The organism is Halobacteriovorax sp., assembly GCF_041587335.1.
Taxonomy (GTDB): domain Bacteria; phylum Bdellovibrionota; class Bacteriovoracia; order Bacteriovoracales; family Bacteriovoracaceae; genus Halobacteriovorax.
This window is the reverse complement of sequence record NZ_JBFGYP010000067.1, coordinates 1-15,734: the sequence shown is the minus strand read 5'-3', so window position 1 is coordinate 15,734 and position 15,734 is coordinate 1. Positions and strand designations below refer to the sequence as shown.

Below are 15,734 nucleotides of genomic sequence, written 5' to 3'. Positions count from 1 at the left end.
AGCTCTAGAGTATATTTTGCTGTTAATGAAGAGTTAATCTCGTAAGAACCTTTAGCTCCTAATCTTGATTCAGAGTTATCAGTATCAACTAGTCCTGGAGTTGATTTTCTGTTGAACTTTGATTCTTGATCAACGTGCATGTAGTTCTTAGTTAGTTTACCGTAAACTGTTGGCATTTTCATTTCTGCGTGAGCAGCTGTTGAAATTACAGCAAGTGCTGCTAGACCTAATACTTTTTTCATTCGTCCTTCCTTGTTATAGAATTTAAAAAAGTTTTTAATAAATTTTCAATTCATCAAGTCTAATCATACTAAAATGAAATTTAAAGCAAGAAAGTGAATATAATACAAAATTAATACAAAATTAATCTAAACAGGTTATTTAAATGTTGATGAGATTAACTATAAAGACTCAAGAGATTGATAGTCGTGCAATACTTTCTGTCGAAGAACAGCTAGCTTTAAACTATTATCATAGCCAAGAAGTTTTGAGACATGGCGAATAACATTTATTCTTGATTCATCATTCCCATGGGACTCAAATAAGTTCAATAGGAATATTGTGTTTTTTGCGAATGTAGACACATACTTCTTGATTAGTAACTTTGCATGATCATTTACAAGAACAAACTCACATCCAATCCTTGTAATAAAAATTTGATCAACTTCACTTACCCCTTCAAACTGCCGTACTATTCTGGCCTTTACTCTTATAATTTCAGCTGACAGTTCATCTACCTCGATCTCTTTTAGTCTAGCTGTCGTGATAGAGTGAAACTCGGGAAATTGTGGAAGAGAAAGCATGAGGGGGATGGCATTAATCTCAGGAACACTTGGGAGGTTTTCAAGAAGAACCCCTCCTTCGGAGATATTTAAACATTTGGCCTTAAAAATATAACAATCGCTCTGATATAGAGCGATTGTCTTTAAAGGTGATCTTAAATGTTTTCTTTTAAATTTTACATCTGCCATAGATTAAAGAAGTTTACTAGCAACCTCAGAAAGTGCAGATCTCTCACCAACTTTTAAAGTTGTATGAGCAACAATATCTTCTACTTTCAATCTCTCAACACAGTATGAAAGTCCATTATTTATTTCATCTAAGTAAGGACTATCAATCTGTTGAGGGTCACCTGTAAGGATAATCTTTGTACCTTCTCCGGCCCTAGTAATAATTGTTTTTACTTCATGTGGTGAAAGGTTTTGTGCCTCATCAACAATTAAATACTGACCTGGAATTGAACGTCCTCTAATGTAAGTAAGAGGTTCAACATGTAAAAGTCCATGTTCAATTAAATCATCATAAGAAGAGTTACCACCTTTATGCTGATTGAATAGAAAGTCCATATTATCAAATATAGGTTGCATCCATGGCGCTAGCTTTTCATTAACATCACCAGGTAAGAAACCTAAATCTTTCCCCATTGGCTGAACAGGTCTAGAAACAAGAAGTCTTGAATACTTTTCTTGATTTATTGTCATCTCAAGACCAGCAGCAATGGCAAGTAATGTCTTACCTGTTCCCGCCTTACCGACAAGAGAGACGAGTTTTACATCATCATTTAATAAAGCATCAAGAGCAAATTGTTGCTCCATATTTTTTGGATAGATTCCCCAAATACCTTCACGCATTGGGATAAGTGGAACAATACCTTTTTTAGCAAGAGAGTATCTTCCAAGAGATCTTTTTCTATCATTGCCTTTTTCTTGAAGAATTAAGTACTCATTTGGATAAATATCTAACTCTTCAGCATCTTCAAATGGTAAGTGACGATTTTTTTCAAAGTCAGCTAATTCTGTGCCCTCAACTTCTAAAGTTCTAAAGCCATGATAAATTTCATCTAATGAAATATTCTTTTTACCATAATCTTCAGCTTCAACTTCAAAAATATCGGCCTTAAGTCTCAGGTTTATATCTTTAGTTATAAGGATAACATCTTCACCTTCTTCTTTAAGAGCGAGTGCAGAAGAAAGGATTAGATTATCATTAACTTTTAAATCAATTGAATCGTTATACTTACCTTTTACTATCTTATCGATAGTAATGATTAGTTGACCACCGTGCTCAAGAGCTACCCCATTACTTAGTGAGCCTTGTTTTCGAAGGTCATCTACCAGGCGAGAGAAGTGTCTAGCATTTCTACCATTCTCATTTTGGTCTTTCTTAAATCTGTCTACTTCTTCAACCACTACAAGTGGAATAAAGACATTATTATCACCAAATTGAAAAATCGCAGTTGGGTCAAATAGAATAACATTGGTATCTAGAACAAAAGTCTTCTTCAAATGAAACCTCCACAAAGAGTGCTAGAAGCCCTCTTAGGTATATAAGATTGTGTATGTAAAAATGGATTTTTTTGATTAGAAAATGAAATAGTATCATCCTTGATTATTTTCATTCTCTTTAATTGTAGATAAAAGGAAAGGAAGATGCAAAATAAATTAAATATCAATATCAATATCAAGAAGATTTAACTGAAAAACTGCTCTTTTTCCCTCAGATTCCTTATATTCGACACCTAACTCATTGCTATAGAACCCTGCAATAAGTTTAATTGGCCAAAATCTGACCTCAACGCCATAACTCACATACCCTTCAGAGATACCACCAAGTAAAGATACAAATGGAAGATCTAACTCAAGACCAAGGTGTAACTTTCTTGAAAATGGGAGATATGAATTTATAGGGTGAATATCTGCAGAAAGTGAATAGGCCACAATTCCGAAGTTCTGTTTAAAATTGACTCCAGCGTTTACAAACATCTCTTGCTTAGGGATATCAGCATTTCCAGAAGTTTTTCTAAAGCGAGTATCTCCAATATCAAGAACACTCGCTCCCCATGTAAATTCACTAAAAGTAGACTTCCACGCTTGCTCAAAACCTATGTCCACACCCCATGCCTTACCTTCAGACCACCCAAGAGCATTTCTAAGATCGTCGACACTTTCTACACCACTTTGAATTTTATTAAGTAACTCAGTACCAAAGAGATCAAACGTTCCACTCACTCCCTCTCTTTGAGAATGCTTAAGAGAGATTCCAAGAGAAGTTCGCATACCAGACTTACTACTTCCACCTAAATTAAATGCAAAGCCTGCGACAAATCCTCTATCAACTCTATAGTCTATATCTAGTTGTGGATGTGTTAAATTTTGTAATAATAAACTCGTTCTAGTTTGAGCAAATAAGTTAAATCCAAATGATGCCATTTTCAAACCTGGAAATATTCCAGCCTGAATATACACAGGAAATCCAATTAAACGATCTGCAATCGCAGCGGCGTCACTACTTGGAAAATCATTAAACCTATCCATCTCATCGAGAGCATTTGTTACACCTATTTGTGGGTTTAGAGGAGAAACCTCTAGTCCTGAGTTTCTAGCAAGCGCTGCAGGATTATAGAATAATGTGTACTCATCATCAGCTCTAGCAGTGTAGGCATCACCAAGCAGTAGTGCTTTAGAGCTACGTCCTAGATGAATAACCTCTTGTCCAAAAACGGGGAAAAAGGATACAAAAATAAGGAGAAAAATTATTTTTTTCAATTTCTTACCTATGAAGAGTTTCAAATACTGCTGCATAAAAATACATAATATCCTCGTCATTCCCCGTGAATAAATTCACGCATCGATCTTCAGATGTTGTATCAAATATACGAGTATCAAATGTTGGTTTATCAGTTAAAATAACTAGCTCAAGAGCATCGACAGCAGTAGAGATATTTGCAAAGTCTGAGAAATCGTCACCAGTAAAAGTTCCAATAAAGGCGTCGAGAGTATCGACAAAATTATTAAAGAGAGTAATTCCTCTACATGCATTTTCAATATTTACGGTATCAACAGCATCCACAAGATCCGGATGTCCCTCATTTTGAGTATTGTCACAAGATCCAGTGCTCACTCCTGACCCATTTAAATTAGAAATGAAAGAATTAACTGTTGCATTATAATCTAAGTAACAGAGGTTAGTACTAGTAACTCCACCTCCTCCTTTAACTCCAGTTACTGCCGTAGCATTTCCAAAGTAAAAAGAGAAGTTCCCTAATTGAGCAAGTGATAGGTAGAAAGCAAACGTATTTATATCCATTCCCTGAGTTCCAAAATAAGCACTACGATCATCAGAAGTTGGATTTGTGGTGGAACTAATTCCCCCAGCATATAGAAGTTTATCTAGAGCTCTTTGTAAGAAGACATAAGAAGTGCTTTCGAGAGAGTCCATTGTACTCGTTGAAAATGTACTTAAATTACTAAGTAGCTCATCTGGATCAGAAACTTTTGGGATATCAGTACTAAAAAGAGTTGTTGTTTTATAGCCTGCTTTACAAGCATATGCTGAAGCGAGAACTTTTATATAAGATACATTATCTGGTTGATCGCCTTCTAACTCTAATATAGATATTGCACTAGCGCAGTCCCCGTTTGTAAGAGCTAGGTTTGCGCGAAGAATTGCATTGTCCACTTTCTCTTCTTTTTTTCCACATGAAAATAAAAGAAGTAACAAAGTAATTAATGAAAATAATTTATACATGAGTATTCCTCTCGGACAAGTGAGTCCAATCCTAACCTATTATCTCCTAAAGTAGACAATAGGCGGAAGAGAGAAAAAAACTCTAATTTTAGTTGAGTTTTACAAAGTTGATAATTTTATCAAAGGCCTCAGAGAACACTTCTTTAGTACTAACGAGTGATAACCTTGCAGTATTAGGTGCACCAAAGGCCTCACCAGGAACAATTGCAACACCTGTCTCAGTTAGTAGCTTCTCACAAATCTGAGAAGAGTAATCAGTAGTATCTTCTGAATCTTTTCTAAACTGATCAATAATTGGAGTATTAGAAAAATCAATTAAAAAATAGAACGCAGACTTTGTCTGATACCAGCACTGAGAAAGTTGATTCTCTCTGAGCTTATCTTGAACGATTCTAGCATTCTCTCTTAAATGAGACTTTATAGGCTCTAAATAAGTTGGAATTAGATTGAAGTTGTAACCAACCAGTGCTTTTTGAGTCAGACTATTAGCACCAGAGGCGGTTTGTCCTTGAAGCCTCGACATTGCCGAAACAACACTTTTTGGACCAATACAAAACCCTACTCTAAGTCCCGTTAAGGCCATATTCTTAGATACACCATCTACAATAATTGTTCTCTCTAGAAGAGATTCATCGTATTGGTAGAAGTAAGTTGGCTTTGGATCAAAGTAACTCAGTTCAAAATATATTTCATCACTAACAATGATTAGATCGGGAAACTCAAGCATTAACTTTGCAAATGACTTCATCCACTCTTCACTATAGTGAACACCTGAAGGGTTATTAGGGCTATTAATTATTATTGCTTTTGTATTCTTATTAATAGCAGATCTAATATCATCAATATTTGGTTGAAAATCATCGTAAATACTAGCACCAACAATAACCGGCTTACCTTCATAGAGAGTGATTATCTCAGGGTATGATAGCCAAAATGGAGCGAGAACTACGACTTCATCTTCAGGATCTAAAATTGTAGCAAAAATATTTGAAAGTGAATGCTTTCCACCATTAGATACTATGACATCGTGAGTTTTATCTACATCAACTTTTCGAGATTCATTAAAGTAAGTTAATACTTTTTCTCTTAAGTCTTTCAAACCTGGTACTGGAGAATATTGAAAGCTATTTAAAAAAACGAGTTCATTTCTTAAGCTTTCCGTGAACTCCACAGCAGGTCTAAATGGAAGTTGTCCCGCAGTTAAATTCCAAACCTTCTTTCCTTCACTCTCCATACTAACAGCGAGTGAATTAAGCTTTAAAGTTATACTTTCAGAAATACCACTAACTCTTTTACTAATTTTCATTTATACCTCAGGCTTTGATAGCCAATTATTTATAACTTGTGGAACAAACTCACTAACGTCACCATCATGTCTATACACCTCTTTTACTAATGAAGATGATATATAGTAATTCTGACCTTCGGTCATAAGAAAAATGGTTTCAATTTCGGGATAAAGCTTATTGTTCATAGATGCCATTTGAAATTCAACTTCAAAGTCACCCGTTGGTCTTAATCCTCGAATAATTGTATCGATTTTGTTTTTCTTTGCGTAATCAACAAGTAGTCCACCCCAAGAATCAACCTTAACTTTAGGGTCTTCACTAAAGTGCTCTTCTAGCATTTTAACTCGATCCTCTGCTGAGAATAAAGGTACCTTACTTGGTGAAACAGCGATTAGAACTGTGACCTCATCAAATAAGTTTAATGCTCTTTTTAAAATGTCATCATGCCCATTTGTAAAAGGATCAAATGTTCCAGCATAAACTGCTTTCTTTGTCATAAGAGCTCCGTTGAATTAAATCTTACATAGGTATTTTAACTTAGGTTTGCAAAATTGCCTAGCGAACGATGAGAATAAAGCTAGTTCCCTGAGAGTAACTTTTACTATTAGGAAAAAGTTCATCGAGAACTTTCTTTTTTATCCCTTTCTGCTCATCTGACTCTATCCAAAGCTCTCCAACAAAATTAACTTTAGAGATTAGATCTAAACATTTGTTATAAACATCGTGTAGTAAGTATGGAGGATCAAGAAAAAGAACAATTGACTCTTTTGTTTCATCATCAAGTGTTTCATATGTGCTGAGGAATCGCTCAAGCCATTTCTCAGCATTGGACTTAACTAGTTCAATTTGACCAACTCTATCAGAAGACTTACTTATATTTTCAGAGTTCTTTTTTGTAAGAGAATAGACTTTTGAATTTGGCTCAACCAAGGTAACTGAGTCAGCTCCTCTAGATAAGGCCTCAAGACCCATTGCTCCAGTTCCGGCACAAAGATCATAAAATTTATATCCAGACATATCTTGTCTAGCATCAAAAATTTTCCTTCGAAGCATCACTGAGGTTGGACGAATTAAATCACCCTTAGGAACTAAAAGGGTCTGACCTTTGGCCAAACCCCCTAATATTTTTATAGACATTTTTTAAAACCGTTATTGAATTATGAAGCTTTCTTTTTAGCGACATTTGCTGAAGTGGTCAAAGGAATATTGAAATTCACTCCTCCCTCCATTGTCACTGTGCATCCACTCTCTTGAGTAATTTCAATCAGAACACCACCCATCTCAACGCATAGACCTTTATCACCATCAACTTTTAAAGTTGCTGCCTCCGTTCCAATATTAAAATTGAGACTAAAGTCCATTGTTCCAGCTGCAGAAAAGTCCATTGCAGCGCCATGGCTACTCACTGATTTCTTTTCACTTGTTGGTAATGTTACAACGTTATCTACTTCGGCCATTGGCTCAACTTCGTCTTCAACTTCATTGATCACTTCATCTGCAAAAGAATCATCTTCTGATGACATTTCATTAGACATTGACTCAACTTCTTTATCAATTTCACTTTGTAGATCAGTCTTATCTGCACTTACGATCGCCAATTCTTCAGGAGAGCGCTCACCTTCTTCAACAAACTCTTTTTCAAGACTCTCGATTTCACTCATAATGTCTTGCAGCTCTGAGTCATTAAAGCTCTGTTCTGCAGTCTCTTCAATAGCTTCCTCAAGTTTTGTATCTTCCATGCTATTCTCCTAAATATTTAGCAATTTCTCGCGAAACAATAATTTCAATAGACTTATCGTACTCAGATGTAAGAAACTTTAACATTTTCAAAAAAGTCTATAATTACAATACCTTACTTAAGTAATCCACTATTACTCACAAAAGATAAACGCTTATTGTGAATGACTTTTGGCACACGATGTAGTAAAAAGCCCTACCCACAATTAATAACTGAGAACTACTAAAAAATGCACTACGCTATTGGACATATTTACGGTGAAAAAAATTGAGTAATAAGTACTTCAAGGCACAGTCTTGGCTCAATTCTTCTCCATCAAAAAATGGATTACTTCCAGAGGACCTAGAGGGTACTCTGCAAGGCAATCTTGACCTTGAGATTCCAATGGATCCTCTGGCAGAGAGCTGTCCTTTCAAGCCTCAAGACTTTCTAGTTCCTGGTTGGAGCGGAGAGGGCTTATTCTCTAAGCCAGGCTTTGTTGTAAAAAAGGCTCATAAGCACCTAATATCTGATGCAAAATCTCAATTTAAAGAGATAATTAATCGTAATATTACTCAACATAAAATTATCTACAATGAATTTACAATTTTCTTAGAAGCTAAGAAGATTCAAGGGCACCCTATTGATAGCCCTATAAAGTTCACAAATTATATCACTAAGGCAAAAGAGTACGATGATGTAACTAACGACTTCATCGACCTATACTGCTTTAGATCTGTTACTGTTTACTTATATAAAGCAAGATTTCTTCTAACTCTTGCAAAGAAAATGGATATTGGGTTTGATAAGGTAGACCTTCATAATCCAAACTCAATACTGAGTAGAATTTTCAAGACTGGCTCTAGTTCAGAGCTTAAGTGTGAATCTTTTAAAATTCACCAATTCAGTTGGTATAGACCATCTCACTATATTTCAGAAAGTATTCGCGAAATAAAATCGTGCCTAACTCTAATCTCTACTACTGAGATGATAAAGTTAGCAACTTACGACTTAAGTTCTCTAGAGTACTCACACTCATATTCTCACAAGTCTTTTGGTTTACTTGTTAATAAGCTACTTATTAAATTTCCAAAGTGGATTGAGAGTTCAAAAAGTGAAAAAGCTTACCCATTTCATGGACTAATGAATGGAAAATCGAGTGAGAGACTTAGTGCTCTTACGACTAGATTTGCAGGAAATAACCTTTCTTCGTTAAGCCTTTCTCACTGGATGGCCCAAGAGAACAACGTTCTACAAAACTGGGATGAAGTCATCTGCCCTGAGTTTAAGGGTGATGAATTCTTTCAAGGTAAATATACACAGATATGCCAAGAGATTCAGTTTTTAACTTTCTTGGTTGATTTAGCAACTTATCAAGGTCATGACCTACTTGGATTAATCTGTAAGGTTATGAATGATAAGTATAATAAATCAACATCCAATGATGCTGGACAAATGTCTATTTTCAGCAGCACTGACATTAAGACCTCTCAATCAACTTATGATCGCGTTGTCTTAAATCTTACAAAACTACCAAAGAAAAACCCTCACCATTACCTTATGGGACAGGTTACAAATGAGCTTAAAGCACTTAATAAAGATGGTTACCTCTTTGTATTTACGAACCAAAAGTTCTTCGTTCCTTCGCATAGTGATAAGATTGAGCACTTCTTAAAAGAAGCTAAGATTGAAGCCTTATTCAACCTTGATCAATTGAGTGGACGTGGAGAAATAGCAAGCTTTCTATATGTATTTAGAAAGAGAAAGCAGTACTCTAAACCAGCTTTCTTAACTCCAATTGCAAGTTCAGAGAAAGAGGCATGCTTAAGCTTTAGATGGAGTGGGAACTTAGAGATCTTTAACAAGTTTGAAACATTCGTTGATGAGTTCCAGACTTTTATGGATACGAAATCATGTGCCTCAACTCCTGTTTATCAAGCTGAGCCTTGTACTAACCTATCATTTGATTTTCATCAAGACGCAATTCTTGATGGGTTACTTCTAAGTTCAACAAGTAAAGATTCATCAAATATTACACACCCTAGCTTCTTCAAAAACCTAACGAAGTCGTGTGTACCATTTGATTCTTTTTTTCAGATTGAAAGTTTCTCTTCAGAGCAAAACCAATCTAGAAAGAACAGCCTAACTTCTGACTTACTCGGGATATCGATAAGACACGAAGAAAGGTTCCCTTTACTTCTAATTGTAGATCACACAAACCCAAAGAATATTACTCTAGAGCTTACTAGTGCTGATGTATATCAAGCTAAGCTTGAAGAATATGGAATGGCCTACTTCCAGTACTTTGGATTAATTCCAAAGAGAAATGATATTAATTTAAACGTTTTTAGAGAGTACTTTAATACTCAACTTGGAAGACAAATTATTCAGCTATTCTTAAATGGCGGTGACACTAAAGTTAAAGCAAAACTTAGATCACTATTAGTTCCAAAGTTTTTCTTAGAAAATAACCAAATTCCTACTCACATAATAGAGTCATTTAAAGTTTTCAACTTTGACTCTAGTGAAATTTTAAACTCTCACCCTACAGAATTAAGTGATGAGTTTAATCAGTCTGTGAATTTCTTAAATTCTACTCAACAGAAATACCCTTGGCATACACTCGGTATGATCTCTCACTTCAAGCTATCACTTAACAGTGCTCTTGAAAAATTAGACCATACCCCAACTGAAATCTTCAAGAACCCAGTTATTATAGAGCAGCTAATTGGAACATCTTCCCAGAGTATCTACCCTAAGAGTGCTGATATTTTTGTCAGAATGCCATTAAAAGACCCTGCACATATCCACCACCCTCTTACACAGGTTGAGATTGGAACCGAAGGTCAAAACCACTATGTTGAGTTAATTTCTGGTGAGAATACTATTATCCAACTTTATACTTCTAGTAATCTTGCTCAGTTTATTAAATTCATTCTATCTTCAGCTATAGGTATGGAAATCTCTTCAATACTACAAAACCTTAAAGTGCCTTCAGCAGCTAATATAGATCTTATCCTAAGTAATCATACAAGCTTGAAAGATACACTTGAAGATCTAGAAAGTAGATGTTCTAAGAGAATTCTTTCTATCCTTACTACAAATATCAACTCTTAATTACTTCCAAAGATTTCATTTTCGACTATAATATAGTTAACCCCTGGGTGTGGAATGAAAACTGATATAACAAAAATTAGAAAGAACATTTACAGTTATATGAAAAATAAGGCCCATGCACTTGAGGGGAACTTGTCAGATGAGCTTATTTCATACCAGCGAAGCCAGAATAGGTACGCAAATAGAGACTTTCTTATCTCTAGTTTTCAAAACCTTGTAAAATCTCTTAAACGGGCCAAGGTTATATATCTAGGAGACTTTCACTCCTTTGATCAAAGCTCACGTAATTTTGAAAGAATCATGAGACCTATAGCTCAATCTAATAAGTCTATCACTTTAGGTGTTGAGTTTGTTCATATTGAGTATCAAGTCCATATAGATAACTATTTAAACAACCTTATTACAGAGATTGAGTTTCTTGAAAATATTGATTACTACGAGTCATGGAGATTTCCGTGGAACCAATATAAGGTATTCTTTGAACTTGCTAGAAGTAATGGTCATAAGATAATAGCTCTAAACTCACATGGTTCACTCTCTCAAAGAGATAAGAGAGCTGCTGAAATACTCGTAGAATACATTGAAAACAATCCTAAGGATAAGCTATTAGTTCTCTTTGGAGAATATCATATTACTCCTAGTAAACTTCCTAAACAGGTTAGAGATAGGTCCAAATCAAAATTTATTCAATCTATTGTTCATCAAAACCTTGATAAGGTTTATTGGAAATTAGAAGATACACAAATGGGTAGAAAAAAGACCCAAGTAATAGAATTTGATGAGAATGAATTTTCAATTCAATCTTCAGCACCATGGGTGAAGTACGAAAGTATGATCTATTGGTATGAAAACTTACTTGAAGACCCAGACTTTGATATTCATGAATATATGATGGAGTCAGGCCTTAAGAGCTTTACAGAAAATGCAAATGACACCTTTCTCTTTCTGACTGAGAAGATGCTTAAGGCGCTAAATATTAAAATAAACAAGTCGCGAATTGAAGATTTCAATCTACACGATCATCAAAAAATGAGTTTTATCTTAAAGAAAGCAGAGTCGATCAAATCTAAATCTGTTTCGAAATACTTTAAGGGACTTGTCGTTAAAGGAAGGAGCTTTAAGGTTCCTCACACTAATGATTACTATTGCTCAAACTATTCAATAAACAGACTCGCCTACTTAGGAGGTGTTCATATTTGGCATCTTCAAAGAGGTCTAAGTAAACACCAAACAATAGAAATTCTTTCAAGCTCCTCTCAAGAAGAGAGATTCACTTTTTTAATGTATCAATTCTGTTATGCCTACTTTTGTTCGAAGGTGATTAATCCATTTAGAAAATGTGATCTATATGCTGATATTTTTGAGAAGTCTAAAATGAAACAAAGCTCTGACACTACCTACTATCAAAAGTGTCTTGAACTCATTGAATATGACCAACGAGCAATTGATATAAATAAGACAATGAAAGGAATGCCATTAGATAAAGTATATAAGATGGCAAAGATAATTGGTTACATGCTTGGAGACTTACTTTTTGATAATCATTTTGAAAAGAGGTCAAAGAAGTATCAAACTATTACTAATACTTTATGCTTTGAAGAATTTTCACAGGAAAACTATATTGAACTTTGTAAGGCCTTACTTCCAAAGAGGAGATATAAGACCTTTAGAAAGAGATTCTTTTAAATTGATTGTTCTTTGATCGCTTCAAGTATTTCTTGCTTCGTTCCAGACTTTATACTCGCAACTCTTTTTACAGGGACTTCACCAGCTGTCATAACAATTTGAACTTTCGAACCATTCACTTCACCTTCTCTATAAAGGTTATCAAATGAAACAGACCCTAAAGAGTCCTCTATTAACTCTTTTGATATTTGTAATGAAAGAGGTACATGGTCTTCAGAGTCAGTCATTCCGTTAACTGCCGAAAGAAACTCTTTATCAAACCCATTTCCACTATCTGTTAAATTAACAAATACTTTTGAACCTACTTTCTTACCTTCTATTGTAATTCGCCCTGTTGAATCGCTTACTTGGCAATTCTTTACAGAATTCATAATAATATTATAAATGACTTGTTCTACGGCCTCGGCCTCACCTTGTATTCTTAGGTTGTCAGTAATGTTTAAATCAATAATTACACCATCAGCTAAAAGCTTATTGCTCAAATGATTAACTACTTTTGTTAAGATTTGATCAACATCGGCTACTGGGCCTATGTAAACAGTATCTTCCAGCTCAGAAGATGACCCACCCTCAGCATTTCTAACAACACAGTCTATCTCTTCTGATTTTGTCCAAATATTATCAATCTCTTCTTCAGTAATGTGCTTATCAGTCATCATTGCCTGGATCTGACCTACAGAATCCTTAACAGGGTTTAGACTACTAAGTGCATGGAATTGAGAAAATAGTTTTGAGCAATAAACTAAATGGTTTTGCTCAAGTGCATCTTTAATGATGTTTGCAACTTCTGAGTGAACTATCACTTCTCCACTATCAATTCTATCTTTAGCATCTTTCTCAGAATTAGAGTTTCTTTGATCAAGATTCTTTCTTTGTGCTAGATCCCAAAGAAGGAGAAGAGGAACAATAAAACACAGAGTCACTAATAAGATCATCAAGTTATTCTTAGAAAGAATAATACTCTTCTCTTTACTGATGAACTCTCCATCAACATTATCGTATTTCATCTCTAACTTTTCAAATCGATCAGAAAGATTGCTTAGGATTACTTCTGCATCCTTATCTGAGAAAGAGTTTGAACTCTCCTCTATTCTTTCATGAAACCAATGAACATCTGATATAAAAGCATTCAGTGCCTGACCAAGCTTTACTGCATTAGCAGCAAATACTTTCTCAGAAAAGCTATTTGTTTCAGCTAAGCACTCTTCAGTCATTTTCATAAATCCAGACTCTAAATACATCGAGTTTGAATCCCCTATAACCTTTGCAGTATAACTTTGATTTACTCTTGAGAAGCAAGTTGAAAGATTACTCTTTAAAGAAGAGATATCTGACACTTTAGTATTCAATTTATATTGAAAAACACCAGTCATGATAAGAAGCGCAGTCGCCCCTAAACCAATGATGGCCTTCTTGCTTTTCAACCAATTTTGAACTTCATACTTCATATTTTCCTGTCCTTGGAAAAAACAATTGAGGATAATTTCTAAATTAAATCCTTTAACTTATTGAAAACCTGTAGCAGCTCTGCGGCCGCTACTACTATTTTTGCAAGTAGCCGTTGTCGAGTCAAGAGGTGGTGAAAAGTGCCTCGATATTTCAATAAATCCTATCTAAACGCTTGTTATCTGGTATACATTATACCTATGAAGTCTTGGTCAAAAATTCAACTAGAAAGTTCAGGGATTTCCCTCGCACTTTCAGTTCTTTTAAATATTGTTCTGGTAGTCCTTACTTCCTTAATATTTAAAATGACTCCAACTCATTTAGATAGCCCTATTCCACTTTCTCAAGAAAAGCAGTACATCAAAGTAAAATCGTACAGAACTGTTGGTGTAAAAGGTGGAAAGAAAAATCAATTCTCTTCTCCAACCAAAACTCCTCCATCACCTCCTGCGAAATCAGGAAATGGAAAACAGTCAGTTAATTTAAGTCAACTTGGCTCAATCAGTAAATCTTCAAATTCAAAAGCTGTGAAATCTCCATCTAAAGCTCAACCTCTTCAATTTAAGAAAGAAAAGTCTAATTTCACTTTTTCGGCAAAACCTCCACTTAAGCAAAGAATGAGAAAGCAACAACAACAACTTCAAGGAGATGTCCTTAAAAATCTTGCGGCCAACCCAAGCTTTGCAAACGCTCTAAGCAACAAAGGCTTTAATGTACAATTTGATCCACCAGAAGGTATACGAGAGGACGAATTAAATAGTATTGAAAAGATATTTTATAGCTTTCAAAAAAGAACTTATGAAAAGTATTTGAACTCTTTTTTAAACACTTACTACTCTAGTCTTACATCAAATCCTAATTTAAAAAATGATCTAACCTCAGATAGACATAGACTCAATGCTAGAGTTCAATTTGATAAGAATGGATTTATTATATCTGTGAAAATTTTAAAGTCTTCTAATAGTGATAGCGTTCATAACTTATTTGAAACAACATTAGATAAAATGAGGTCAATTCCAAATCCTCCAAAAGATCTCTTAGGAAAAGATGGTAACTTTACGATCTACTATTCTCTTTATATTAATTAAGAAACTTAATATAGCTCCAAACCCCTAATACAGAGAAAAGACTCAGAACTACAGGCTTACTTAAAAATGCCTCTTTAAGATCTAAGATAAATGCCCATATACTTCGATTTACTTCATAGACTTTTTTTCTCTTAAGCTTAATGACTCGCCTTTTTATTTTATTTTCAAACTCATCAGACTCAGCTTCAAATATCTGCTTAACTTCTACAGGACTTGATATAAAAGGGATTTGTTTTAGAAATACTTTACGATCATTCTTTAACTTTAAAAGTTTACTATTGCAGACTTCACAAGACTCAAAATGCCTTGATAGAAAGTCCCCTGCTAATTCACCATTCTCTAAAACAAGTGACGCTTTATGAGAATGAGGACATCCCGTCCCTTCTGTGCTTGTTACATCCATGTGATTAGTTGACATCTGTTGGTCTTCCTAGAAATTCATAAACTGAGTTTACGCCTGTATGATATCTTTCTATTGCTGAAATTCTATCTTTTCCAATTATTACACCTACTCTTTCCCAGGAGAAAGATAACTTCTCTCTCAGAAAAACTGTGGCCCTATTCTCAATTGGAGTTCTGTAAAATGGTCCAAAACCATGAGGAATTGTGAAACTTCCACTTAATTGACCTACTCTTATTTTGGCCAAACGAAATATATGTGAATAGAGAGCTGTTGTAATAATGAATTGATCTGCTGCTAATAAGTCTCTATTTTCATAATACTCAGGAAACTTATCGGAGAAATCTTTATCAACTAATATTAAATCCAACGCGTCTAAAACAAGCTGACCTGCTTGAAGATCGTCAGGCAATAAACTGTATGCAAATGGATAGAGTTCAGTTGATTTTTGTTTAAAGAATTGT

Annotated in this window: 15 protein-coding genes; 3 read left to right on the top strand and 12 right to left on the bottom strand. The window is 34.8% G+C overall.

What is annotated here, in order from left to right; translation table 11 throughout:
- From ABX784_RS10480 to ABX784_RS10440, 9 genes are all read right to left on the bottom strand, one after another.
- Positions 1 to 242: porin (locus ABX784_RS10480; RefSeq protein ID WP_372654986.1), on the bottom strand; the 242-nt coding region annotated here is incomplete at its 3' end.
- A 159-nt stretch (positions 243 to 401) separates the two neighbouring features.
- Positions 402 to 971, bottom strand: a complete 570-nt coding sequence (locus ABX784_RS10475; protein ID WP_372654985.1) for a hypothetical protein — start codon at positions 969 to 971, stop codon at positions 402 to 404.
- Positions 972 to 974: 3 nt separating this feature from the next.
- Positions 975 to 2,285: a PhoH family protein gene (locus ABX784_RS10470; RefSeq protein WP_372654984.1), complete on the bottom strand. Its 1,311-nt coding sequence runs from the start codon at positions 2,283 to 2,285 to the stop codon at positions 975 to 977.
- 156 nt (positions 2,286 to 2,441) lie between these two features.
- The gene (locus ABX784_RS10465; RefSeq protein WP_372654983.1) at positions 2,442 to 3,545 is read right to left on the bottom strand and encodes a hypothetical protein; all 1,104 of its coding nucleotides are present in this window, start codon (positions 3,543 to 3,545) and stop codon (positions 2,442 to 2,444) included.
- 4 nt (positions 3,546 to 3,549) lie between these two features.
- Positions 3,550 to 4,527, bottom strand: a complete 978-nt coding sequence (locus tag ABX784_RS10460) for a hypothetical protein (RefSeq protein ID WP_372654982.1) — start codon at positions 4,525 to 4,527, stop codon at positions 3,550 to 3,552.
- A gap of 88 nt (positions 4,528 to 4,615) precedes the next feature.
- Positions 4,616 to 5,833 carry an aminotransferase class I/II-fold pyridoxal phosphate-dependent enzyme gene (locus ABX784_RS10455; RefSeq protein WP_372654981.1) on the bottom strand — a complete coding sequence of 406 codons (1,218 nt, stop codon included), beginning with the start codon at positions 5,831 to 5,833 and terminating at the stop codon, positions 4,616 to 4,618.
- Positions 5,834 to 6,313 (bottom strand): pantetheine-phosphate adenylyltransferase, encoded by a 480-nt coding sequence (gene coaD / locus ABX784_RS10450; protein ID WP_372654980.1) that lies wholly within the window; start codon positions 6,311 to 6,313, stop codon positions 5,834 to 5,836.
- A gap of 58 nt (positions 6,314 to 6,371) precedes the next feature.
- Entirely contained in the window at positions 6,372 to 6,953 is a 582-nt protein-coding gene (locus ABX784_RS10445; protein WP_372654979.1) for an RsmD family RNA methyltransferase, read from the bottom strand.
- 20 nt (positions 6,954 to 6,973) lie between these two features.
- Positions 6,974 to 7,555 carry a hypothetical protein gene (locus ABX784_RS10440; protein ID WP_372654978.1) on the bottom strand — a complete coding sequence of 194 codons (582 nt, stop codon included), beginning with the start codon at positions 7,553 to 7,555 and terminating at the stop codon, positions 6,974 to 6,976.
- Between the two features lie 266 nt (positions 7,556 to 7,821).
- On the opposite strand from ABX784_RS10440, the gene ABX784_RS10435 reads away from it, so the two are divergent.
- Both ABX784_RS10435 and ABX784_RS10430 read left to right on the top strand, forming a co-directional pair.
- Entirely contained in the window at positions 7,822 to 10,650 is a 2,829-nt protein-coding gene (locus ABX784_RS10435; RefSeq protein WP_372654977.1) for a hypothetical protein, read from the top strand.
- 54 nt (positions 10,651 to 10,704) lie between these two features.
- A complete protein-coding gene (locus ABX784_RS10430; RefSeq protein WP_372654976.1) occupies positions 10,705 to 12,336 on the top strand; it encodes a ChaN family lipoprotein in 1,632 nt (543 codons plus the stop codon).
- On the opposite strand, the gene ABX784_RS10425 is transcribed toward ABX784_RS10430, so the two are convergent.
- A complete protein-coding gene (locus ABX784_RS10425) occupies positions 12,333 to 13,784 on the bottom strand; it encodes a sensor histidine kinase (RefSeq protein ID WP_372654975.1) in 1,452 nt (483 codons plus the stop codon). The genes ABX784_RS10430 and ABX784_RS10425 overlap by 4 nt on opposite strands.
- 198 nt (positions 13,785 to 13,982) lie before the next feature.
- Between ABX784_RS10425 and ABX784_RS10420 the strand changes: the two genes are divergently transcribed.
- Positions 13,983 to 14,870, top strand: coding sequence for a hypothetical protein (locus tag ABX784_RS10420; RefSeq protein ID WP_372654974.1), 888 nt, complete (start codon positions 13,983 to 13,985; stop codon positions 14,868 to 14,870).
- On the opposite strand, the gene ABX784_RS10415 is transcribed toward ABX784_RS10420, so the two are convergent.
- On the bottom strand, positions 14,863 to 15,288 hold the full coding sequence (locus ABX784_RS10415; RefSeq protein ID WP_372654973.1) for a hypothetical protein: 426 nt from the start codon (positions 15,286 to 15,288) through the stop codon (positions 14,863 to 14,865). The two genes, ABX784_RS10420 and ABX784_RS10415, sit on opposite strands and share 8 nt — an antisense overlap.
- On the bottom strand, positions 15,278 to 15,734 hold a 457-nt coding region (locus ABX784_RS10410), incomplete at its 5' end, for a hypothetical protein (protein WP_372654972.1). The genes ABX784_RS10415 and ABX784_RS10410, both read right to left, overlap by 11 nt.

What these genes read in the sequence shown, in the direction of transcription:
- ABX784_RS10475 (WP_372654985.1), bottom strand. Translation starts at nt 971, where the DNA reads ATGGCAGATGTAAAATTTAAAAGAAAACATTTAAGATCACCTTTAAAG.
- ABX784_RS10460 (WP_372654982.1), bottom strand. Translation starts at nt 4,527, where the DNA reads ATGTATAAATTATTTTCATTAATTACTTTGTTACTTCTTTTATTTTCA.
- ABX784_RS10455 (WP_372654981.1), bottom strand. Translation starts at nt 5,833, where the DNA reads ATGAAAATTAGTAAAAGAGTTAGTGGTATTTCTGAAAGTATAACTTTA.
- coaD (WP_372654980.1), bottom strand. Translation starts at nt 6,313, where the DNA reads ATGACAAAGAAAGCAGTTTATGCTGGAACATTTGATCCTTTTACAAAT.
- ABX784_RS10445 (WP_372654979.1), bottom strand. Translation starts at nt 6,953, where the DNA reads ATGTCTATAAAAATATTAGGGGGTTTGGCCAAAGGTCAGACCCTTTTA.
- ABX784_RS10440 (WP_372654978.1), bottom strand. Translation starts at nt 7,555, where the DNA reads ATGGAAGATACAAAACTTGAGGAAGCTATTGAAGAGACTGCAGAACAG.
- ABX784_RS10430 (WP_372654976.1), top strand. Translation starts at nt 10,705, where the DNA reads ATGAAAACTGATATAACAAAAATTAGAAAGAACATTTACAGTTATATG.
- ABX784_RS10425 (WP_372654975.1), bottom strand. Translation starts at nt 13,784, where the DNA reads ATGAAGTATGAAGTTCAAAATTGGTTGAAAAGCAAGAAGGCCATCATT.
- ABX784_RS10420 (WP_372654974.1), top strand. Translation starts at nt 13,983, where the DNA reads ATGAAGTCTTGGTCAAAAATTCAACTAGAAAGTTCAGGGATTTCCCTC.
- ABX784_RS10415 (WP_372654973.1), bottom strand. Translation starts at nt 15,288, where the DNA reads ATGTCAACTAATCACATGGATGTAACAAGCACAGAAGGGACGGGATGT.